This is a genomic window from Nannocystis pusilla (assembly GCF_020073745.1).
Classification (GTDB): Bacteria; Myxococcota_A; Polyangia; order Nannocystales; family Nannocystaceae; genus Nannocystis; species Nannocystis radixulma.
This window is the reverse complement of sequence record NZ_JAIRAU010000002.1, coordinates 307,144-328,814: the sequence shown is the minus strand read 5'-3', so window position 1 is coordinate 328,814 and position 21,671 is coordinate 307,144. Positions and strand designations below refer to the sequence as shown.

The 21,671-nt window shown below is 70.9% G+C and carries 14 protein-coding genes; 7 read left to right on the top strand and 7 right to left on the bottom strand.

The annotated features are described in order from the left end of the window. The first annotated feature begins 35 nt into the window (after positions 1 to 35). Entirely contained in the window at positions 36 to 425 is a 390-nt protein-coding gene (locus K7C98_RS07370) for a hypothetical protein (protein ID WP_224190854.1), read from the top strand. An 82-nt stretch (positions 426 to 507) separates the two neighbouring features. Here the strand turns inward: K7C98_RS07370 and metG are convergent, their stop codons facing one another. From metG to K7C98_RS07340, 6 genes are all read right to left on the bottom strand, one after another. Beyond that, entirely contained in the window at positions 508 to 2,547 is a 2,040-nt protein-coding gene (gene metG, locus K7C98_RS07365; protein ID WP_224190853.1) for a methionine--tRNA ligase, read from the bottom strand. 67 nt (positions 2,548 to 2,614) lie between these two features. Next, entirely contained in the window at positions 2,615 to 3,130 is a 516-nt protein-coding gene (locus tag K7C98_RS07360; RefSeq protein WP_224190852.1) for a hypothetical protein, read from the bottom strand. A gap of 400 nt (positions 3,131 to 3,530) precedes the next feature. Then, entirely contained in the window at positions 3,531 to 6,095 is a 2,565-nt protein-coding gene (locus tag K7C98_RS07355; protein ID WP_224190851.1) for a lytic transglycosylase domain-containing protein, read from the bottom strand. 1,101 nt (positions 6,096 to 7,196) lie between these two features. Next, the gene (locus K7C98_RS07350; protein ID WP_224190850.1) at positions 7,197 to 9,383 is read right to left on the bottom strand and encodes a M4 family metallopeptidase; all 2,187 of its coding nucleotides are present in this window, start codon (positions 9,381 to 9,383) and stop codon (positions 7,197 to 7,199) included. Positions 9,384 to 9,814: 431 nt separating this feature from the next. Next, positions 9,815 to 11,194 carry an APC family permease gene (locus K7C98_RS07345; RefSeq protein ID WP_224190849.1) on the bottom strand — a complete coding sequence of 460 codons (1,380 nt, stop codon included), beginning with the start codon at positions 11,192 to 11,194 and terminating at the stop codon, positions 9,815 to 9,817. Positions 11,195 to 11,419: 225 nt separating this feature from the next. Continuing rightward, complete coding sequence (locus tag K7C98_RS07340; protein WP_224190848.1) at positions 11,420 to 13,519, bottom strand: AgmX/PglI C-terminal domain-containing protein; 2,100 nt, start codon at positions 13,517 to 13,519, stop codon at positions 11,420 to 11,422. Positions 13,520 to 13,785: 266 nt separating this feature from the next. Between K7C98_RS07340 and K7C98_RS07335 the strand changes: the two genes are divergently transcribed. Genes K7C98_RS07335 through K7C98_RS07310 form a run of 6 tightly spaced genes read left to right on the top strand, consistent with a single transcriptional unit; the run spans position 13,786 to position 20,044 of the window. After that, positions 13,786 to 14,292, top strand: coding sequence for a hypothetical protein (locus K7C98_RS07335; protein WP_224190847.1), 507 nt, complete (start codon positions 13,786 to 13,788; stop codon positions 14,290 to 14,292). 12 nt (positions 14,293 to 14,304) lie between these two features. Further along, the gene (locus K7C98_RS07330) at positions 14,305 to 15,477 is read left to right on the top strand and encodes a methyltransferase domain-containing protein (protein WP_224190846.1); all 1,173 of its coding nucleotides are present in this window, start codon (positions 14,305 to 14,307) and stop codon (positions 15,475 to 15,477) included. A gap of 8 nt (positions 15,478 to 15,485) precedes the next feature. Further along, entirely contained in the window at positions 15,486 to 17,846 is a 2,361-nt protein-coding gene (locus K7C98_RS07325) for a SpoIIE family protein phosphatase (RefSeq protein WP_224190845.1), read from the top strand. Positions 17,847 to 17,869: 23 nt separating this feature from the next. Further along, positions 17,870 to 18,433 carry a slr1658 superfamily regulator gene (locus K7C98_RS07320; RefSeq protein ID WP_224190844.1) on the top strand — a complete coding sequence of 188 codons (564 nt, stop codon included), beginning with the start codon at positions 17,870 to 17,872 and terminating at the stop codon, positions 18,431 to 18,433. After that, positions 18,430 to 18,804, top strand: coding sequence for a slr1659 superfamily regulator (locus K7C98_RS07315; RefSeq protein WP_224190843.1), 375 nt, complete (start codon positions 18,430 to 18,432; stop codon positions 18,802 to 18,804). The genes K7C98_RS07320 and K7C98_RS07315 overlap by 4 nt, the downstream gene beginning before the upstream one ends. 13 nt (positions 18,805 to 18,817) lie before the next feature. Beyond that, positions 18,818 to 20,044, top strand: coding sequence for an adenylate/guanylate cyclase domain-containing protein (locus K7C98_RS07310; protein ID WP_224190842.1), 1,227 nt, complete (start codon positions 18,818 to 18,820; stop codon positions 20,042 to 20,044). A gap of 69 nt (positions 20,045 to 20,113) precedes the next feature. Here the strand turns inward: K7C98_RS07310 and K7C98_RS07305 are convergent, their stop codons facing one another. After that, the gene (locus tag K7C98_RS07305) at positions 20,114 to 21,628 is read right to left on the bottom strand and encodes a protein kinase domain-containing protein (RefSeq protein WP_224190841.1); all 1,515 of its coding nucleotides are present in this window, start codon (positions 21,626 to 21,628) and stop codon (positions 20,114 to 20,116) included. Positions 21,629 to 21,671: the final 43 nt, after the last annotated feature.

The window sequence follows — 21,671 nt, the reverse complement described above, 5'->3', positions numbered from 1 at the left end:
CTGACCCGGACCAGAACTCCGGCGGAGGGACAACGATGCGAACCCCGCCTCCGCGCCTCATCTGTCTGATCTTCGCCGTCACCTGGCTGGCGGCCTGCACGCCGGGCCCCGGGCCCACCGATCCGGACGGTCCCATCATTCGCACGCCCGAGCCGGTCGCGGCCACGCAATTGCCGCCGCGCCGGCTCGCCGCGCTCGGCGACACGGCCGTGCTCCCTGCCCCGCAGTGTCACGCCTGCGGCGACGTCACCTGCGCTCGCAGCGAGCCCACCGACGTCTGCCTCGTCCAGTGCAGCAGCTCCGGCGTCCGCCGCTGGGACCTCGGCCTGCTCGACGACCACGAGTGCGACCCGGCCGCGCAGAACTTCTGCGAGGCCAACGGTCTCGGCCAGGTCACCGACTACTGCTGGGGCGGCTACACCTGATTCGCCCCGCGCGGCGGCGCGCCGAGCTCGCAGACCGCCGGGCGGTCTGCCGGGTTCGGCCGTCGCCGCGCCTTTCTTCCTCTCAGCTGATCTTCTCGCCCGGCAGGCTGCGCGGGTCGAGCTCGAGCACCGTGATCGCGTCGTCCTTCGCGCCGGCGGCCAGGACCATGCCCTCGCTGGTGCCGAACCGCATCTTCCGCGGCTTGAGGTTGGCGAACACCACCACGTGCTTGCCGACCAATTGCTCCGGCGCGTACGACGGACCGATCCCGCTGAAGATGTTGCGCTGGCCGAGCGGCCCGAGGTCGATCGTCAGCTGCAGCAGCTTGTCGGAGCCCTTCACGCGGGCGGCCGCGAGCACCTTGCCGACGCGCAGGTCCACCGGTGAAAACGCCTCGATGCCGGCCTCGGCCGCCAGCGGCTCGACCGTGTAGCTCGGCGCCTCCGGGGTCGGCGGCGCGCCCATCGTGTCCTTGCTCGCCTCGATGATCGCCTCGAGCACCTTCGGGTCGATGCGCTCGGCGAGGTTGACGTACGCGCCGATCGTCTGGCCCTCGGGCAGCGGCGCGGTCGCGTTGACGAAGTCGAGCGGCGCCTCGAGGCGCAGGCCCTCCTCCACCGTCGCCGCCCACTTCGGCAGCACCGGCTTGAAGATCGCCGCGATCACCTTGCTCGCCCACAGCCCCGCGGTGCAGACCGCCCGCGCGCGCTCGGGGTCCTTGGCGATCACCTTCCACGGCTCCTGCGCCGTGATGTAGGCGTCGAATTCGCCGCAGATCTCGAGCGCCAGGCGCAGCGCCTTGCCCGACTCGAAGTTGGCGTACAGCGCCGGCACCTGGGCCAGGGCCTCGCGGGCCTTCGCCATCAGCGGCTCGGCGTCGGCCGGCGCGGCCCCGAGCTTGCCCTCGAGGCGGCCGACGATGAACTTGTGGCAGCGGCTGGCGAGGTTGGCCGCCTTGCTGGCGAGGTCGGAATTGACGCGCGCCACGAAGTCGGCCATGTCGAGGTCGATGTCGTCCTGCTCCGGCCCGAGCTTGGCCGCGAAGTAGTAGCGGAGGTAATCGGCCGGCAGGTGGTCGAGGTACGTGCGGGCGAGGATGAACGTCCCGCGGGTCTTCGACATCTTCTCGCCGTTGACCGTCAGCCAGCCGTGCACGTGCACGCGCGACGGCGTGGTGTAGCCGGCGGACCGCAGCATCGCCGGCCAGAACAGCGTGTGGAAGTAGACGATGTCCTTGCCGATGACATGGACGATCTCGGTGTCCTGGCTCTGATCGGCGCGCCAGTACGACGCGAACGAGGCCCTGTCCGGGTGCTCGTCGCACCACTTCTGCGTCGCGCCGATGTAGCCGACCGGCGCGTCGAACCACACGTAGAAGAACTTCTTGCCCTCGTAGCCCGGGATCGAGAAGCCGAAGTAAGGCGCGTCGCGCGAGATGTCCCAGTCGCGCAGCCCGTCGTCGACCCACCGCATCACATAGTTGCGGACCGCGGGCTGCAGCCTGGCCGAGCCGAGCCACTCGCGCAGGAAGCCCTCGAAGCGGCCGAGCGACACGAACAGGTGCTCCGAGTCGCGCAGCTCCGGCGGCGTCCCGCAGATCGCACAGCGCGGCTCCTTCAGCTCGGTCGGGTTGTACGTGTGGCCGCACTTCTCGCAGACGTCGCCGTACTGGTCGGTCGCGCCGCAGAACGGGCACGTCCCCTTGACGAACCGGTCCGGCAGGAACATCTGGTCCTTGGGACAGTAGAGCTGCCGCGTCGTCCGCGTCTCGATCTGCCCCGCCTCGCGCATCTTCTCGTAGATGAACTCGGCGTGGCGGCGGGTCTCGTCGGAGTGCGTGGTGTAGAAGATGTCGGAGCCGACGCCGAAGTCGCGGTAGACCTCGGCGTGCTCGGCGTGCATGCGCGCGACCAGGTCGGCCGGGGCCACGCCCTCACGCCGGGCCCGCAGCTCGATCGGCGTGCCGTGGGTGTCGACCGCCCACATGAAGATCACGTCCTCGCCGGCGAGCTTGCGGGCGCGCACGTGGACATCGGTCTGGATGTACTCGAGCAGGTGCCCGAGGTGCGGCGAACCGTTGGCGTACGGGAGAGCGGCGGTGACGAGGACGCGGCGCGGCATCGCGGCGCCTATAGCACGCTTCGCCCCGCCGCGGGACGATCACCGCGCCAAACGGGCGTTCCGGCCGTCAGGGCGTGGTCTCACCGGACTTGAGCGACTCGCGGGCGGCCGAGATCTGCGCCTCGAGGCCCTCGAGCTGCTCGAGCAGCCCCTTCGCGGTGTTGCAGCGGCGCTCCATCTGCGCCACGAGGTCGCCCACCTGGTTCGACAGCACCTGGACCAGCTCGGGGAACAGGTCGACGGCGGCGTGCCGCAGCACTCGCGGCGCCTGCAGCAGCGGCGTCACGTTGCCCGGCGTCTCCGAGGCCAGCGCGACCTTCGACTCGAGGATCTTCACCGTCTTGATGACGAGGTGGTACTCGCCCTGGATCCGCAGGTAGCCGAGGAAGCACAGCTCGATGACCCGCTTGCCGTCGCGGCCGACCGACATCGTCTCCTGCAGCGGTCGCGGGTGGATGTAGTCCATGCCGATCATCAGGCGTCCGAGCGCCTTGTCGATCGCCGAGATCAGCGCGTTGAGCTGGTCGGATCCCTCGTTGAGCCGCTGCGCGGCCTGCCCGAGCTGGTTCAGCCTCTCGTTCATCACATCCCCTCGTGTCTGCCCGTCAGGGCGAAAGGTCCGGCTCCCGCCGGGGCGGCGTCTGCCACCACGGCGACGGTAACGCCGCGGCGGTCGCGTCCACAAGCCGCGGCCTGCCGGTGGCCCTCGGCTCGGCCTTGCGCGCGCTCGGCCGGTTCCGCGCTCGCGGGCCTGCGCCGCCGCCGCTGCGCGCTCGCCGGGCGCCGAGCGCGTCCGCCGGCACTGGCGGACCTCGGGAGCTCCGCCCGGCGGCAGAGCCCGGCGCACCGTCGGCGATCGTGCCACCTCGACGCACCTGACAATGACTCGGGAGACATGTCCCCTCGAACATGCCCCTTCGCCCAGGCACAATGCACCATGCCCCTGCGGGCATGTCCTCCAGGCCAGGCGAACAGACGACCGCTCAGAAGTCGATGTTGTCCTCGACGCGGAGGTCGACCGTGTTCGACCAGCGGGGCAGCGACCCGTCGTACATCAGCGAGTAGGCGGCCTGGACCTCGAGCACGCGGCGGGTGTAGTTGGCGGTCTCGCGGAACGGGATCTCGGCGATGAACACGTCGAGCTCGAGCGGGACTGCGCCCTGGCCCTTGGCGGCCAGCCAGCGGGCGACGTTGAACGGGCCGCCGTTGTAGCTGGCGTAGGCCAGCGCGGCCTGGCCGTGGAACTTGTGCAGCAGCTCGGCGAAGTAGTAGGCCGACAGGCGGACGTTGTGCTCCTCGTCGAACAGCGCGTCGACGTCGAACGATTCGCCGAGGCGGGCCGCCAACTGCTGCCCGGTCCACGGCATGATCTGGATGGCGCCGCGGGCCCCCGACGACGACACCACGTGCCGGCGGAAGCGCGACTCGGTGTACATCAGCGCCCAGAGGTGGGTCGGGTCGAAGGCGCGGACCTCGGCCTCGCGCTCGACGGTCGAGCGGAACGCCCGCGGGTGCCAGCGCGCCTTGTACGGCCCGGCCGAGCTCGGCATCAGGCGGCTGCGGCGGTACGGCTCGTCGAGCGCCCACGTCAATGCGAACAGGCCCTCGCGCAGGGTCTCGCCGGCCCCGCGCTCGCGCACCAGCTTGCGCGCGTCCTTCGGCAGGCCGAGGCGCGGCTGCTTCCACGTCGACTTCCAGCTGAGGCCCACCACCAGGTCTTCGTGGCGCGGCACCCAGCCGCCGCGGTCGAGGCCCCACAGCGTCTCGTAGGCGTCGACGCCGACCCGCAGCTCGCGCCGCGCCTCGTCGAGCAGGCCGGCGGCGTGCAGCGCCGCGCCGCGGGCCAGCGCCGGGAAGGCCCAGCCGTACTCGCTCGCCAGCGCGTCGAAGGTCGCCTGCGAGTCCGCGAAGTCGGGCGGCGGGTTCGACTCCGCCGCCACCGGCGCGAGCGTCGGCGCCGGGCCTGGATCGACGCCGATGTCGAGCAGTCGCTGGCGCGCCTGCAAGCCGTAGTAGCCGAGCGGCTCCTCGGCGACGACCTGCCGCAGCAGGCGCTCGGCCTCCTGGCGATCGCCCGCGACCGCCTCGCCGCCGTCGTCGCCGACCGCCGCGCTCTTGCCGGCCAGCAGCGCCCGCGCGCGGAAGTACCGGGCCGCCCGCGCCTGATCGCCGGGCAGCTTGCGCTCGGCGGCGGCGAACGCCGCGGCCGCCGCGTCGAATTCGCCGAGGCGGAAGTCGAGCCAGGCGTCGAGCCACAGCCCCTCGCCGCGCTGGCGCTCCTTCGCCGACGTGCGCCCGAGCAGCTCGCGCGCCCGCTCGTAGCGGCCGCCGCGGACCGCCTGACGGATCGCCTCCCACAGCGCCGCCCGGCCCGCCCCGCCCTTGCGCGCGGCCTGTTCGGTCCAGATCTCCAGCGCCTCGTCGTAGCGGCCGGCCTTGTCGAGGCAGCGCAGCAGGTCGCTGCGCAGGTCGGCCGAGGCTGACTTTTTGTACAGGACCGAAAGGTCATCCGCGCACGTGCCGTAGTCGTGGGCGCGCGAGGCCGTGTACGCGCGCGAGCGCAGCGCCGCCTCGCGGAGCTGCGCCGAGCTCTTGGAATCTTCGACCAGGTCGGTGAGGACCTGGCGCGACAGCGCCATGTCGCGCGAGCGTCGGGCCGCCGCGGCGCGATCCAGCTGTTCGGCCGCCGTGTAGCGGATCGGGCGCCCGAGCTCGGCCAGCGCCGCCTCGGCGCTGGTGGCCGCCGCCGTGCCGGCGCGCTCGATGGCCACCGCGCGCAGCGCCCGGACGCCGTCGGCCGTCTTGCCCTCGCGGACGATCGCCTGCGCCCGCAGCAGCTCGAGCCCGGCCGCGTCGGGGTGCTCGGGGTAGTCGCGCAGCACCTCGGTCAGCGCCTTCACGGCGCGTCGCGCCGCCTGTTGCCTGGCGCCGGTCGAGCCGTCGACGCCCAGCGCCGCCATCGCCCGCGCCCGCGCGACCCGCATCGGCGCCGCGTTGCGCACCGGCTCGTGGTCGATCGCCCGGTCCCAGGCCGCCACCGCCTGCTTGCGCAGCTCGTCGGCCTCGGCGCCCGCGGCCGTCGCCGCCGCCTCGATCAGCGCCTGGGCGTACTCGTGCAGCACCACCTCGTGCGGCCACGACTTCGCCGGTCGGCGCTCCGCTGCCAGCTCGGCCAGCGCCTCGACGGCGACCCGCGGACGTCCCAGCTGGCGCGCCGCGCGGGCCGTCGTCAGGCGCTGCACCGCGGCTTGCAGCGAACCGGCGGTGGCCGGCTCGGCAGCCACGCGGGCGAGCGCCGCCTCCGGCTCGCCGCGGGCCAGCAGCGCGCCCGCCGAGACCTCTGCGGGCGCGGTCGTCGACGCGACCTCGGCCCGAGCGGTCTCGGTGGGGGTGACCGGCGGACGAGCGCTGAGCGGGATCTGATTGATCCCCGGATGCACCTGTTCGGCCTCGGGGGTGAGCGCCGCGGGCCGACAGGCGAGCAGCGCCGCGGTCGCCGTGCACAGCGACAGGGCAGACATCCGCTTCCGGTGGCTCACCAGCGCCATGGTCTCCTCTCCTCCGAAACTAGCACAGCCGCGCGAGTGCGCCGAGAAACCAGACCCCTTCCGTCGATCGCATGGGGCCTGTCCCCAGAGACCGGTGGGCGCAGGACCGATCCCGGCGAACCTCCGCAACATCCGCAGTCCGTCGCGCCGGCGTGCCCGGTCCGCGCGGGCCACCCACGGCCTCCTTTGTCGGCGCTGGCGTGGACCGCCCGGCCGTCGACCTCTCCCTCGCCGCGGACCTCACCTGCTCGCGCGTGCATCCGGTTCACGAACGCGGCGGCCTCCCGTCCGCGCCGCGAAGCCTCGCTCGCAGGTCCGCTCGTGCGCCCGGCCGGCCCGCGCGGGGGGCGATCTCTCGGCTGCCCGTCGCCGGCGCCCGGGGTCGATCGAGCCCCGCCGGCATCCGCGGCGCCCTCCGCGTTCGCACGCGCGACGGCCGGCGCGGACGGCTGGCGCGTTTGCGGCCCGGCCTGCGCCGATCATGACCGCGCTGCCGGCAAAACAACTGACAGTGGCGCGCGCGCGACATGACCTGAGGGACATGTCCCGAGTCATCCGGCGGAGTCTGAGCAGACCCGGAGGGCGGCGGCGATTCGCTGTAGTTCGCCGCATTTCGCCGCATCCCTCTCGCTCCGCAGCAGGCGCCGCGAGGCCGCGCGCTTCTGTGTGTGCGCAAGTGTTGGCCGCATGAAAGTCCGCCCCGCGGCGAAACTGCACCGGGCGATAATGTTGCCACCGCTGTGCTCGCTTTTTCGGTTTGACAAGCACCGGCGACACGGACAAGAATGGAAGCGTCGGTCGGTCCTCCTCTCTGCACCACGGTGCGTTCCGCTGCCGGCCGCGGATTCAAGCCCGAGTATCTCGGTCTTGATGGGTCGACGGCGGCGAGCCGTGGTGAGAGGAGGTCCGGTCGATTCGAGGTGTGTGTTGTTGAGGCGTGAGCGGGCACGGATGAGGACCGTGCCCGCTTTTTTTGTCCTCGTCGTGTTTGTGCCTACACCGTGATCTCGCGATCCTGGCCGGGCTCGCTCGCGTGTCCTGTCCCTGGGGACAGGCCCGGACGGCCGGCGCACGAGCTCCGGCCGCCGCGGGCGGGCGCGCTCACGGGGCCGCGAGCTTCAGCTCGTAGCCGCCCTTGCCCTTGGCCGACACGACCTCCCAGGTGTAGTGGCCGGCGCCGCCCTCGTAGCTGATCGACTCCTTGTTGGTCGGGCCCTCGGACTTGGCGACCTTGACCCACTTCGAGCCGTTCCACTTGTAGAGGTAGAGGTCGAAGTCGACGCCGTCCGGCCCGGTGAGACAGCCGGTGTGCGTGCCGCTCGATTTGCTGGAGTAGTAGGTGCCGTTCGGCTCCTGCTTCGAGTCGCCGGTGGCGCTCAGGCTGCCGCTGAAGGGCGTGCCCGAGCAGCTCCCGCCGTCGCCGCCGCCGCCGTCGCCACCACCGTCTCCGCCACCGCCGGCGGGGGCACCGGGCACGCCGACGGCCGTCCACGCGGCGTGCACCGCGGTCGCCGCCTCGGCGCCGTACAGGTCGGTCGCCGCCTGAGCCGTCGCGTTGCGGGCGTCCTGGAACTTCGCGTTCGAATCGAGGTAGTTCGTCAGCGCGCGGTAGAAGATCTGCGCAGCCTTCTCCATGCCGAGCGCCGGCACCTCGATGTTCGTCTTGTTGCGCGGATGCTTGCCGCCCTGCACCAGCAGGTAGAACGCGAGGTTGGCGATGCCCGAATTGATGTGCACGCCGCCGTTGTCCTGCTGACCGGTGTAACGCTCGGGGTAGTAATCGCGCGACGACCCGTCCTTGGTCGGGTTGGACATGTAGCGCATCGCGTCATTGGCGACCCCCGGCGTCCAGCAGGTCTCGGCGAGCAGCCAGGTCTTGTTCGACACGCCGTTCTTGTAGGCGTCGACGGCCGCGGCCATGATGTCCGACATCGCCTCGTTGAGCGCCCCCGACTGGTTCTGATAGACGAGGCTGGCCTCGTGCTGCGTGACCGCGTGGGTCAGCTCGTGGGCCACCACGTCGAGGTCCTTGGCGAAGGGGCTGGCGTATTTGCCGTCGCCGTCGCCGTACACCATCTGCTGGCCGTTCCAGAACGCGTTGACGTAGTTCTTGTCGAAGTGGACCGTCGAGTGGATGGTCGCGCCGCTGCCGTTGAAGCTGTCGCGCCCGAAGGTGGCCGAGTAGAAGTCGTAGGTCACGCCCGACAGCTCGTAGGCGGCCTTGGCGACCGAATCGTTGGTGTCGCCGCCCTCGCTGATCTCCAGCTTGCCCGGCAGCTTCTTGCCGTTGTTGGCGTCGTAGACCTTGCGGTTGCGGGCGTGGTGGATCTGCGGGTGACGGGCCACCAGCTCGCCGCCGAGGGCGTCGACGAACACGATGTCGCGCTGCGGGCCCTCGGCGTCGGCGTACTCGACCACCGCCTGCCACGCCAGCCGCGGCCCGGCGTCGGTCACCACGTAGACGAGCTCCGGCGCCTCCTCGCTGCTCCACTCGCGGGCCAGGCCGTCGGCCGCCGCCGCGATCGCCGGCTCGGGCTCGATCGTCGGCGCCAGCGGCAGCGCCTCGGCGGGCACGAAGCGCCCGCTGACCGCGTGGACCTGACCGCTGGCCGCGTCGGCGTGGACGGTGAGCCCGCCGCCGACCACCGGCAGGTCGTGCAGGTACTGCTGGAAGCGGACGTGGACCACCCCGAGCGTGTCGGTGGTGTCGCGGACCGGCTCGAAGTCGGCCTCGTCGGTGAGGCGATACACGGGCGCCAGCTCGGCCAGGTAGCCGCGGGCGGCCTCACGCACGTCGCCGCCGCCGGTCAGCGACCCGAGGTCCCCGGCGATGAAGCGCGGCACGCCGGCCTCGTCGGGCTCGACCATGTCGACGCGCGGCAGGCGGCTGATGGCCTGGCTCTGCGACCACACGAAGGTCGCCAGCTTCCCCGACGCGCGGGCCTTCGCCACCATGTCGGCGTCGAGCTCGAACGCGAATTCAGCGGTCGCGCCGGCAGTCTGCACGCCCCAGCGGTCGCCGTGACGGACCAGCAGGTCCTGCACGAGCGCCGGCCGCTCGTCGCCGCTGCGCACGGACACGCGGCTGAAGTCGATCGGGCCGTCGACCAGGTCGAAGCGCACCGCCCCGGCAGAGAGGTCGAGCTCGAGCACCTCACCTGGGCCGAGCGCCGCGACATCCTCGGCGGTGACGGTGCGGGACTCGGGATCGGCGGCGATCCCGCCCTCGTGACAGGCAGACAGCAGACAGGCGGAGACGGCAGAGACGATGACACGGCGCGCGGACATGAGACCCCCTGGGGTCATCGGACAGGATCTAAAGACCCTGGCCGAACGACCATGGTGAAAAGGACATTGCCGGAGAGGCAGCCTCAGGTCAGCTCACCTGAGACCGGACCACCATAGTCGTCGCCGCCTGCGCAGCGCAACCAAACACGCAGGGGTGGATCACGCCTTTCTGCGGTGAGACTGCGAGCACAGAGGACCCGCACGACCGGACTTCCGACGCGCGCAGACGAAAGCCGAATTACAAATTTTTCGCGCTCGAGACACGTTCTGAGCAGACTGGCCGCGATTGCTGAATCGGCGGTCATGGCGCCCGCCAGAAAATTGTAGATCAAATTACATATTCTTCCTCTATTGATAGCACCACCAGACACAGCAATGCCTGATCATCACACCAGGCTCACAGGTTTTTTCAGGGAAGAGATCTCCCTCTACTACGGACCGGCGGCAGTTCCGCCGGCATCTGCAGCATTCGGCGCGCGCCGCGACCACAGCCAGAATACCGGCACCCCCGACAGCACCAATGCGCAGTCGGCGAGGAACACCCGCGGCTGCGACGCCGCATAATTGGCGAGCAGGAACACCGAGGCGGCCAGGAACAGCAGCGGCACCACCGGGTAGCCGAAGGTCTTGTAGGGCCGCGGCAGATCGGGGCGCTTGCGCCGCAGCACGAACACGGCCGCCACGCTGAGCGCGTAGAACGGCCAGATCCCGATCACGAAGTGCTCGGCGAGCTCGGCGAAGCTGCGCACCGAGACGAACACGATGCCGAGCGCGGCGCTGAGGACGATCGCGGCCGAGGGCGTGCCGTGGCGCGGGTGGACGCGGCCCACGCGCTCGAAGAACAGCCGGTCCTCGGCCATCGCGTAGAACACCCGCGGTCCGGTCATCATCGAGCCGTTGAGCGTGCCGAACGTGCTGACCATGACCGCCGCCGCGACGAACGTAGTCCCGAGCGGACCGATCAGCGCCGAGGCCACCTCGGCGGCCACCAGCGGCGCCCCCGCCATGCGGTCCAGCGGGATCACGCGCAGGTACACGAGGTTGGCGGCGAGGTAAAGCGCGACGACCGCCGCGGTGCCGAGGATGAAGACTCGCGGCAACGCCCGCTGAGGATCACGCACCTCACCACTCACGAAACCGACGTCGCACCAGCCGTCGTAGGCCCAGAGGATCGCCACCATTGCCAGCACGACAGCGCCCCCGGTCTCCGGCGTCGCGGCCGCCGGCTCGGCGACCGGGGTGCCCGGCGACAGCAGCAGCCCGAGCGCGACCAGCCCGAGCAGCGCCGCGACCTTCAGCGCCGTGCTGACGTTCTGAACGATCGCCCCGAACTCGATGCCCCGGCGGTTGACCGCCGCGACGACCGCGATCATGGCGACCGCCACCAGCTGCGCCCGCGACAGCGGCCCCAGCGCCGGGGCCCCGCCCGCGACCCCGAAGGTGCGCAGCAGGTACTCGGCCGAGGTCACCGCGATCGCCCCGTAGGCGGCCGGCCGCAGGATCAGCAGCTCGGCCCAGCCGAACAGGAACGCCGGCAGCTTGCCGAACGCCTCCCGCACGTAGACGTAGATGCCGCCGCTGCGGGGATAGAGGATGGCCAGCTCGGCGACGGTCAGCGCGCCCGCGAGCGCGACCACGCCGCCGGCGATCCACGCCGCCATGAACAGCGCCAGGTCGTCGATGTGGCCGGCGATGACCGCCGGGGTGCGGAAGATGCCGCTGCCGATCGTCGAGCCGACCAGCACCGCGACGGTGCTGGCGAGCCCGAGCTTGCGGGGGAGCCGCTCGCCCCAGGGGTCGGGGGCCTGCATGGGCGACAGATAGCGCAGTTCGGCGGGCGGCAGAAGTTCCTCGCGCGAACGCCCGGGTCCGGGCGTGCGCGGCTGTCTCATGGGTCATCCGCGACGCTCGCCGGCCCCCGACCTCGCCGCCGTGGCCCCGACACCTTCTATAAAATGTTTAAACGCCGAGGCCCGGCGGGTGCCGGGCCTCCTGTCTTTCGAGACATGCTGTCTTTCGAGACAGCCAGTGACGCGTCAGCCCGGCTCGAGGACGAACGGGTAGGAGACGATGACCGAGCCGCCGCCTTCGGGCTTGGGGAAGGTCCAGCGCTTGACCGCCTGGGCGATGCAGGAGCCGACGGCCGGGTCCTTCATCGTGCTCTCCTGGACGACCGCGGTGGGCACCTTGCCGGTGCCGCCGATGGTGAACTGGACGGCGACGCGGCCCTTGGCGTTGGGGTCACGCGCGAGGGCCTGGTTGTAGCAGTAGCGGACCTCGTTGATGTGGGCGCGGACGATGCGGCGGATGATGTCCTTGTCGAGCGCGCCCTGGACCTCGGCCTTGGCCTGACGGACCGTGGGGACGCGGGTGCCGCGGCCGCCGAAGCCGGCGCCGGCGCCGCGGCCGTAGCCGGAGCCCGTGCCGCCGCCGCCGCCCTTGCCGATCAGACCCGTGTTGCCGAGGCCGATCGTGCCCTCGCCGGTGCCACCGCCGCCGCGGCCGGTGCCGACCAGGCCGAGGCCGCCGACGCCGTACGCCTCACCGATCTCCGTGCCGGTGAGGCCGCCCCACACGTCCGCGTCGTCGTTGCCGACCGCGAACGCGCCGCCGTACGGCGAGGCGAGGAAGTGACCGCTCTCGGCGCTCATGACCCCGAGGATGCCGGCCTGGCGCGCGGCCATGTCGGGGTCGAAGTTGCGGGCCATCTGCGGGATGGCGTCCTTGGGGCCCTTCATCGCGTAGAGGCCGGACTTGTTCTTCGAGGTGGGCTTGCCCATCTTGCCCTCCTCGCCCTTGTGACGCTGACCGGTGCCGCCGGCCTCGTCGTCGGAGTTCTCCATGTCCTCCGGCGGCGGCTCCTCCTCCTCCGGCGGCTTGTCGGGCTGGTTCAGGTAACCGACGAAGCGGTTCTCCTCCATCATCTCGTCGAGGCTGAGGTTGCCGGCCTCGTTGGGGATGAGGTGCGTCAGCACGAGCAGGCTGCCGATGACGACGAACGAGGCACCGTTGTACAGCCAGAACGGCTTGTCGGTCTCGCTGCCGCCCTTGATCACCGCGCCCGGCGCGACCGAGTTCACGTAGAAGGTGACGTCCTGGTACTTGACCCGCGCGGTCGCTCCGGGCGGCAGCGGGAAGCTGTACGACGAGCCCTGCGAGCCCGCGCGACCGGTCGCGACCAGCTGCTGCAGCGCGATCGTCTGGCCGTCGAAGGTGACCTCGCCGCTCATGTTCTGCGTGAAGTTGAGCGCGAACTCGTGGTCGCTGCCGCGGACCAGCGGGAAGCCGGTGGGCTCCGGCAGACCGGCCGGCGGCACGTGGAACGACGCCCCGTGGCCCTCGCCGATCGTGAAGTTCTTGTTGACGTAGTCGCCGGTGCGGATGAGGCCCATGCTGAACGGCACGAGGCCCGCGATCGCCAGCAGCATGCCGATCGCCGCCAGGCCGTTTCCGGGCGGGGTCGGCCGCGGCGTGCCCTGCTCGATCGACTCCTGGACCTTCTTGCCGTAGGCGGCCCAGTCCTGGTTCACGTCGCTGAAGAACACCGCCGCGCCGGCGACCAGCATCACCCCGCCGATGGCGAGGAACAGCGGCGCCTGCGACTTGCGGTTCTTCAGCTGGCCGACGTGCTGCACGTCGAGCACCGTCGTGCCGTACATCGCCACGACCTCGGCCACCCGCGAGCCGTTCTGATTCTCGACCTCGCTGAGGTCGATCTGGATCGGGGCGCGCGTCGCCATCGGCGCGGCCACCGGCGCCGCCGCCACGGCCGCCGCCACCCCCACCGGCGCCGCCACCTGCGCCGGCGCCGGCGCGGCCGCGACCTGCTGCTTCAAGAAGCCGACCTCGAGCCGGTACGGCCCGAAGTTCAGGGCGTCGCCGTCGTGCAGCACCGCGTTCTTGTCGATCCGCTGGCCGTTCAGCACGGTCCCCGCGGCGCTCCCGAGATCGATCACCCGCACCTCTTCGCCGGACACCTCGATCACGGCGTGCATGCGGGCCACGGCCTCGTCATCCAAACAGACGTGGCTACTCTTGAGTTTTCCGATCTTGATCACGTCTTGCGTCAGCGTCTGCGTGTCGACGAGCTGATCGCCGTAAAACACTTTGATGGCGAGCGTCTTCGTGGTTGTCATCGTCCTTGCCCCGGTCGTGTGGCGCCTCGGACACGCCGCTTTGGGGCTTGTTCCCGAGGCCCGCGAGCTTTTTTCGCGCTCGCCGGGCCGTCTGCGCCGGCGCACCTCCGCGCGCGGACTCGACCCTCGCCGCCGTCGCCGCTGCGGCCACGCGTCCGCGGCCTGCGGCCGCCTGCGCCGGCTTCGTGATACCGTGGCTGCAGGCGTCGATCGTGCCCCGATCCGGGCGCGTACGCCTGCGGCCCCTCTCCCGCTCCGGCCCCGGCATGACCTCCGAACCCGCGCCCCCCTCCCCCTCCGGTCCGAGCCCGATCCTCACCCTCCGGATCAGCGTCCGCGGGCTCTACGACAGCTGGACCCACTGTCAGCGGCTGGCCGATTACATCGCGCGCTTCGTCGCCTCCGATCGCTTCGACCCCGAGCAGCTGACCACGCGGCTCTCCACCTATCTCAACGAGGTGCTCGAGTACGTCTTCCGCGCTCGCCCGGGCGACGGCGAGATCGTGGTCGAGGTCGGGCGCACCGACGAGCACGTCATCGCCGAGCTGACGATGCCGGCCGACGAGGCGCTGGCCGCCCGGCTGCGCGACGACCTCGGGCGGGTCTCGCAGCCGGACGCGCGCGCGCGCTACGAGGCCGAGTTCCAGGCGATGCTCACGCGCGCGCCGGCCGAGGCGGGCCTGCTCGAGCTGGTCGCGCTGCACGGCGTCAAGCTCGGGCTCCGCGAGGCCGGCGGCGCCGGCGTCATCGTCCTTACTGTCCCGCATGAGTGAGCCGAGCTGGGTATGGAGAACGAGCAACCGTTTTCGATCCGCTTCCACGAGAACGACCAGGAGGTCGCGCTCGCGGGGTCGCTGCGCCCGGCCGGGCCCGAGGACTTCGCGCCGGTGCGCGCCCACCTCGACCACGCCGCCGACGCCGTGCGCGGCGTCCTCTACCTCAACTTCAAGCGCCTGCGTTACCTCAACCACACCGGCTTCGTCGAGCTCGCGCGCTTCATCGCCGCCTGCGCCCAGCGCCACCCCGCGCTCAAGCTCAAGCTCGTCGTCTCGAGCGTGGTCCCGTGGGCCCCGCTGCGCTTCGGCTTCCTCGGCGCGCAGTTCGGCAACACCATCGTCGAGCAGTACGACAGGGCGTTTTACCCCGGCCAGGGCGTGATCGAGAACGATCAGCTGGTGCCGGTGCTGCGGACCCAGACTAACATCGTGTGGTCGCACGAGCGCGAGCTGCTGCGCCGCCACGGCCTCGGCAAGCGCATGCGGATCGCCGACATCTGCTGCGGGATCGGCGACTTCGCGGTGCTCGTCTACAAGGAGTTCGAGCCCGAGTACATCGTCGGCGTCGATCACTCGCGGCCGTTCCTCCAATACGCGCAGCAGATCGCCCGCGAGTTCGGCATCACCGACATCGAGTATCAGTTCGGCGACGCGACCCACCTGTTCTTGCCGTCGAACAGCTTCGACTTCGTCACCTCGCGCCTGGCGCTGCAGATCTTCAACGATCCGGCCAGCATCTTGCGCGAGCTGGTGCGGATCTGTAAACCCGGCGGGCGGGTCTACCTGACCAACGAGATGACCGCGCACAACTACGGCTACCCGCGCCACGAGTCGGTCACGTGGACGTACCAGCAGGCCGTGAAGATCGCCCAGAGCCTCGGCATGGACATGAACTTCGGGCCGAAGATGTTCTCGCAGCTCACCGACATGGGCCTCGAGGACGTGCGCATGGAGCAGCTCCCGATCACCAACAACAACACCGCGATCGACGACTTCGCGCGGGTGATCGAGAGCTGGGAGGAGTACGTCACCGGCGAGCTCTCGGCGGCCACGCAGCAGCCGCCCGAGGTCGTCGAGCGCCTGCGCATGGGCTTCCGCGATCACGTGTACGCGATCCGCAGCCGCCGCGGCTTCGCCACCTGGCCGATCTACGTCGCCTCCGGCCGCAAACCCGAGCGTTGACGCCGCGCATGGCCATCACGGGCTCCAGGTTCCGCACCAAGTTCGTCCTCGTCGCCGGGGTCGGGCTGGTGATCGGCCTGACGCTCGCCGCGCTGGCCTCGCTGCAGGGCATCCGCTCGCTCGGCGGCGACGCCTCCGACGAGATCCGCAACGGCCTCGAGCGCGCCAGTCGCGAGTACCTCACCAATCACATCGAGGACACCGCGCGGCGGGTCGAGTTCTACCACGGCCGCGCGCGCGCCGAGCTCGGCGTGCTCGCGGCCGTCGCCCAGACCTTGATCGACCAGCAGGACGCGCTCGCGCCGCTGACCGCCGCCGCAGCCACGACCTCGCCGCTGCGCGACGCCCTGGTCTACGACCCGGCCGGCGACTGGTCGCAGACCGCTGAAGGCGAGCCCTCGGCGGTCGCCGTGTGGGGCTACCTGCACGCCCCGGCCGACCCGAACAAACCTGGCCTTCGGGACATCAAGCCCGAGGTCCGGGCCGCCGTCGAGCGCACCGCCCTGCTCGACCTGCTGCTGCCGCCGCTCCTCCAGCACGGGGCCGAGAAGCAGGCCATGTACTTCATCGGCCCCGCGGGCGCCGAGTACCTGCGGATCGCGCCGTGGGCCGACGCGGCCGGCCACGCCGACAAGCAGTACCCCGGGCACAACGCCAGCCCGTTCTGGAGCTTCTACTTCCCCGGCATCGTCGAGGGCTGGCAGCGCTGGATCGGCGACCCCGCGCGCATGCGCGACCCCGCCGCGCAGGTCACCGGCACCTCGCCGTACACCGACGCGGGCGGCAGCGGGGCCATCATGACCCTGTTCCAGCCGCTGTGGGACGTCTCGCGCACGCGGTTCGCCGGGGCCGTCGGCGTCGACGTCACGCTCAGTCAATTGATCCGCCACGTCCAGGACCTGCAGCTCGCCAGCTCGGGCTTCGCCTTCCTCGCCCAGGAGAACGGCAACGTGTTCGCCGTCAACGACGACGGCAAGGACATCCTCGGCCTGCAGCAGATCAGCGGCTCGTCGGGCGCCGGCGTCGACATCTTCCAGCAGTTCCTCCATCAATCGCGCGACCCGGCGATCCGCGCCCTCGCGCTGCCGAGCGGCGACGCCGTCGATTACCGCGACCCGGTAGCGATCGGCGGCCAGGACTACGTCGTCGTGCTCAAGCGGCTCGAGCCGTTCAACGCCTGGTCGGGCTCGGCCGACATCAAGCCCGAGCGGTGGACGCTGGGCTTCGTCGTCCCGGCCGCCGAGATCTACAGCTCGCTGATCAACGCCCAGGCCACCATCGCCGCCAGCAGCCGCGGGATCCTCACCAGCCAGATCGTCATCACGCTGGTGGCGCTCGCGGTGGTGATGCTCGGGATCTTCCTGGTCTCGCGGCGCATGACCAGCGCGCTGTCCGACCTCGCCGCCGGCGCCGGCAAGATCGCGCAGAAGGACTACGACGTGCGCGTCGACGTGCGCAGCAGCGACGAGTTCGGCGCGCTCGGCCGCGCCTTCAACCAGATGGCCGCGGAGATCCGCGCGTATACGCACAACCTCGAGAGCCTGGTCGAACAGCGGACCGCCGAGCTGCAGCGGGCCAGCCGCGAGATCATGGCGCTGAACGAGCGGCTCAAGCAGGAGAACCTGCGGCTCGGCGCCGAGCTCGACGTCGCCCGGCGCTTGCAGCTGATGGTCCTGCCGCCCGACCGCGAGCTGGCCGAGCTCGACGGCCTCGAGGTCGCCGGCTACATGCGCCCGGCCGACGAGGTCGGCGGCGACTACTACGACGTCCTGCGCCACGCCGGCGGCGTCAAGATCGGCATCGGCGACGTCACCGGGCACGGCCTCGAGAGCGGCGTCTTGATGCTGATGATCCAGACGGCGGTGCGCACCCTGCAGGCCGCGGAGGAGCGCGACGCGGAGCGCTTCCTCAACATCGTCAACAAGGTCCTCTACCAGAACATCCAGCGCGTCGGTCTCGACCGCACCGCCACCCTGGTCCTGCTCGACTACTCGCAGGGGGTGCTCCGCCTCACGGGGCAGCACGAGGAGGCCGTGGTCGTGCGGCGGGGCGGCTCGATCGAGCGCATCGACACCGTCGACCTCGGCATGCCGGTCGGGCTCGAGGTCGACATCGCCACGTTCATCGCCCACACCGAGCTGCGGCTGTCGCCGGGCGACGTCGTCGTCCTGTACACTGACGGCATTACCGAGGCGGAGGACATCCACGGCGAGCAGTACGGGATCGAGCGCCTGTGCGAGGCGGTGCGCCGCGTGCACGAGCGGACGGCGGCCGAGATCAAGCAGGCGATCATCGACGACGTCATGCGCTTCATCGGCGCGCAGAAGGTCTTCGACGACATCACGACGGTGGTGATCAAGCGGCGCTGAGGCGCCCGAGGCGGACGGAGAGTATGGACGGCATCATCGGCGAGTACAGGGAGCCCACGGACGCTGGACCGCGCGTCACGCTCGTGTTCTACCCCGGGGCGTTCCCGGTGAAGTGGAACCAGTGCAGCGTGGCGGCCGACTTCTTCGCCGAGTACTTCGCCGACGTCGGCGCCAGCGGGCTCGTCGAGGAGGCCGAGCGGCGCGACTTCGTCGGCAGCGTCGGCTACGTGCTCAACGAGCTGATCGAGAACGCGGTCAAGTTCTGCGCCGGCGGCACCGTCGTGATCGACGCCGGGGTCGAGGCCGGCGAGTTCGTGGTGGTCGTCAGCAACCAGATCGTCGGCGCCGCGGTCGACGGGCTGCGCGTCAAGTTCGCCGAGCTGCTCGACGGCGATCCCGCGGAGCTCCTGATGCAGCGCGTCGAGGAGAACGCCGCCAACCCCGAACTGACGACCTCGGGCCTGGGATTTCTCACCATGCTGTCGGACTACAAGGCCCGGCTCGGCTGGCGCTTCGACCCCGCGCCTGGCAATCCTGACAACGCGCTCCTCAAGACCACCGCCCGGCTACAGGTGAAATCCCCATGACGGATACAACTTCGCGACCCTCCGGGTCTGACACCGACATCAAAGGCCCCGGCTATCGCGTGTGGTTCGACGCGCCCTCGCGCACGATCCACTTCGAGGGCGTCCTCCGCCTCAGCACCAGCGAGTACAAGCCGATCGAGGACATGCTCGACCGCGTCCTCCTCGAGAGCCCCGCGCTCGGCCTGCGCATGACCGAGCTGGCGTTCCTCAACAGCTCGGGCATCAACATGCTCTACAAGTTCGCCATCGCCGCGCGCAAGAAGGGCGACACCGAGATCAAGGTCCACGGCTCGTCGACCATCCCGTGGCAGGGCAAGTCGCTGCCCAACCTCAAGAAGTTCCTGCCGCCCATCGTCATCGCGCTCGATTGACGGCGCCGCCCGCATGCTCCCGGAAGACCCGCGCTGGCGGCAGCTGCTCGCCGACCCCGAGGCCGCGGCCACGCTCCTGGCCGACGCGGCCGCGCGCGCCGAGTTCGTGGCCGCCGCCGCCGCGCTGCAGGCCGAGCACGACGACCTCGTGATGCTGCACGACTCCACGCTCGAGCACGCCAACGAGATCGAGGAGCAGCTCGCCGTCAAGATCGAGCAGGTCGAGGCGCTGGTGGTCGAGCTCGAGCTGCGCAACGCCTTCATCCGCCAGGTGTTCGGCCGCCACGTCACCGACGAGGTCGTCAACACCCTGCTGGCCTCGCCCGAGGGCCGCCAGCTCGGCGGCGAGCGGCGCACGCTGACGATCCTGATCTCCGACCTGCGCGGCTTCTCGACCCTGTGCGAGGGGCTGGGCCCCGAGCAGGTGGTGGCGATCCTCAACATCTACCTCGGCGCCATGGCCGACGTCATCGGCGAGTACCGCGGCTCGATCAACGAGTTCATCGGCGACGCCATCCTCGCCGTGTTCGGCGCCCCGGTGCCGCAGGAGGACCACCCCGAGCGCGCGGTCGCCTGCGCGATCGCCATGCAGCGGGCCATGGGTCGCGTCAACGCCGAGCTGGCCGAGCACGGCCTGCCCGCGCTCGAGATGGGCATCGGCGTCCACACCGGCGAGGTCGTGGTCGGCAACATCGGCTCCAACCGGCGCGCCAAGTACGGCGTGGTCGGCCGCCACGTCAACCTCACCTCGCGGATCGAGAGCTACACCGTCGGCGGCCAGGTCCTGATCTCCGGGTCGGCCGCCGAGGCCCTCGGCGACCGCCTGCGCACCCGCGGCAGCTTCGAGGTCCGGCCCAAGGGCGTGCGCGAGCCGATCACGATCCACGACGTCACCGGCGTCGACGGCCCGTTCGCCATTCACATGGCCGAAGAGACATCCCAGTGGCGCGCCCTGGCCGAGCCGCAGCGGCTCAGCTTCACCGCGCTCGAGGGCAAGGACACCGGCGGCCAGGAGAACCCCGCCGTGCTGGTCGCGTACGACGACCTGCACAACGCCGAGCTGCACGTCACGACCGTCGTGCCCCTGCGCTCCGATCTCAAGCTCGTGCTGGCCGCCCTGCCCGGCGTCGACGCCTACGCCAAGGTCGTCGCCTCGACCGCCGGCCGCGTGGTCGTCCGCTTCACCGCCCTGCCCCGCGCGCTCACGGAGCTGCTCGAGGGCCTGCCGCTGCGGGCGTGAGCGGCGGCTCGATCCCATGACCTCCGGGACATGCCCTTCCGGGCATGTCCCATGGGCCATGACCGGCGCTCACTCGCGGCGCGCCAGCAGCGTCACGTGCGTGTCGCTGGCCGCGTGTTGCTCGTCGAGCGGCTCGTCGATGTCGATGATCACGCTCTCGCCGCCCGACGACGTCGGCGCCGCGCTCGGCGGGGCGCTGCGCGGCGGGGGCGGCGCGGACGGGCGATCGGCCAGCAGCGGCATCCTGGCGCTGCGGCTCTCGATGCCGGCGAAGCGGGCCGCGAGCGTGCGCACGAACGCCCCCATCCACGGCTTCATCGACGTCAGCTCCTCCTCGATCAGGTCGCTGGTGATCTTCGTCAGCGTCGCCTCCTCGACCACCAGCACGCTGGCGGTCCGGCGCGACGCGGCGAAGATCGAAGTCTCGCCGAACACGTCGCCGGGCCCGAGCCAGCGCAGCGACACGTGGTGCCCGCCCTCGAGCTTGTAGACCTCGAGCCGGCCGCCCAGCACGATGTAGGCCGCGTCGCCGATCTCGCCCTCGCGGATGACGTGGTCGCCGGCGGCGAAGCGGACCGTCTGGAAGCTGCCGCTGCCGCGCAGCAGGCGGACGATGTCCTGCTGGAGCGCCGCCACGCTGGCGTAGCGGTCGTCGGGGTCGCGGCGCAGCGCCTTCATGACGATGCGGACCAGCTCGCGCGGGAACGGCACCGCCACGTGCGAGTCGGGCGGCGCGATGTTGCCCTGCTGCGCCAGTAGCAGCGCGTCCATCGCCGTCTTGGCCTGGTAGGGCGGCTTGCCGGTCATCACCTCGTACAGCAGCGCGCCCATCGAGAACACGTCGGAGCGCTCGTCGAGCGAATGGCTCATCGCCTGCTCCGGCGACATGTACGACGGCGTGCCGAACACCAGCCCGTCGGTCTCCGACGGCGGCAGCGGCGGCAGGGCGTCGCGGACCCACTGGCTCTCGTCGGCACCTGGCCGAAGGGGCAGCAGCTGCGCCCCGCCCCAGTCCATCAGGTAGACCTGGCCGTACGCGCCGACCATCACGTTCGCCGACTTGAGGTCGCAGTGGATCACCCCGCGGCTGTGGGCGAACGACAGCGCGTCGCACACCTTGACGAAGATCTCGAGCCGGTGGACCAGGCGCTCGTGGTCGGTCGCCGCCTCGCCGGCGATCATGGCCTTCAGGCTCTGGCCCTCGACCAGCTTCATCGTGAAGTAGACCTGGCCCTGCTCGTCGCGGCCGAGCTCGTGGATCGGCACGATGTTGGGGTGGTCGAGCTGGCCGGTGACCTGGGCCTCGCGCAGGAACCCGTGCACGAGGATCAGGTGCTCGTAGGTCCGCGCGTGCATGGTCTTGGCGGCCATCCGCCGCTGCAGCACCTCGTCGAACGCGAGCCTCACCGAGCCCATGCCGCCGCGGGCCAGCTCGGCGCCGAACGACAGCCGCGGCACCTGGTCGGGCAGCGCCGCCGAGATCAGGGCCTCGAGCCGCTCCTCGTACGAGAGCGGCGAATCGCGGTCGAACAGCCGATCGAGCGCGACGCTGGGGGACGAGCCTCCGGGGCGGCGACTGGGCATGCGCCGTCACGATACAATGGCGCCTCGGCGGTGGTACACCGGG

What these genes read in the sequence shown, in the direction of transcription:
- K7C98_RS07310 (WP_224190842.1), top strand. Translation starts at nt 18,818, where the DNA reads ATGCTCCCGGAAGACCCGCGCTGGCGGCAGCTGCTCGCCGACCCCGAG.
- K7C98_RS07325 (WP_224190845.1), top strand. Translation starts at nt 15,486, where the DNA reads ATGGCCATCACGGGCTCCAGGTTCCGCACCAAGTTCGTCCTCGTCGCC.
- K7C98_RS07355 (WP_224190851.1), bottom strand. Translation starts at nt 6,095, where the DNA reads ATGGCGCTGGTGAGCCACCGGAAGCGGATGTCTGCCCTGTCGCTGTGC.
- K7C98_RS07335 (WP_224190847.1), top strand. Translation starts at nt 13,786, where the DNA reads ATGACCTCCGAACCCGCGCCCCCCTCCCCCTCCGGTCCGAGCCCGATC.
- K7C98_RS07320 (WP_224190844.1), top strand. Translation starts at nt 17,870, where the DNA reads ATGGACGGCATCATCGGCGAGTACAGGGAGCCCACGGACGCTGGACCG.
- K7C98_RS07305 (WP_224190841.1), bottom strand. Translation starts at nt 21,628, where the DNA reads ATGCCCAGTCGCCGCCCCGGAGGCTCGTCCCCCAGCGTCGCGCTCGAT.
- K7C98_RS07370 (WP_224190854.1), top strand. Translation starts at nt 36, where the DNA reads ATGCGAACCCCGCCTCCGCGCCTCATCTGTCTGATCTTCGCCGTCACC.
- K7C98_RS07330 (WP_224190846.1), top strand. Translation starts at nt 14,305, where the DNA reads ATGGAGAACGAGCAACCGTTTTCGATCCGCTTCCACGAGAACGACCAG.
- K7C98_RS07345 (WP_224190849.1), bottom strand. Translation starts at nt 11,194, where the DNA reads ATGCAGGCCCCCGACCCCTGGGGCGAGCGGCTCCCCCGCAAGCTCGGG.
- K7C98_RS07360 (WP_224190852.1), bottom strand. Translation starts at nt 3,130, where the DNA reads ATGAACGAGAGGCTGAACCAGCTCGGGCAGGCCGCGCAGCGGCTCAAC.
- K7C98_RS07350 (WP_224190850.1), bottom strand. Translation starts at nt 9,383, where the DNA reads ATGTCCGCGCGCCGTGTCATCGTCTCTGCCGTCTCCGCCTGTCTGCTG.
- metG (WP_224190853.1), bottom strand. Translation starts at nt 2,547, where the DNA reads ATGCCGCGCCGCGTCCTCGTCACCGCCGCTCTCCCGTACGCCAACGGT.
- K7C98_RS07340 (WP_224190848.1), bottom strand. Translation starts at nt 13,519, where the DNA reads ATGACAACCACGAAGACGCTCGCCATCAAAGTGTTTTACGGCGATCAG.
- K7C98_RS07315 (WP_224190843.1), top strand. Translation starts at nt 18,430, where the DNA reads ATGACGGATACAACTTCGCGACCCTCCGGGTCTGACACCGACATCAAA.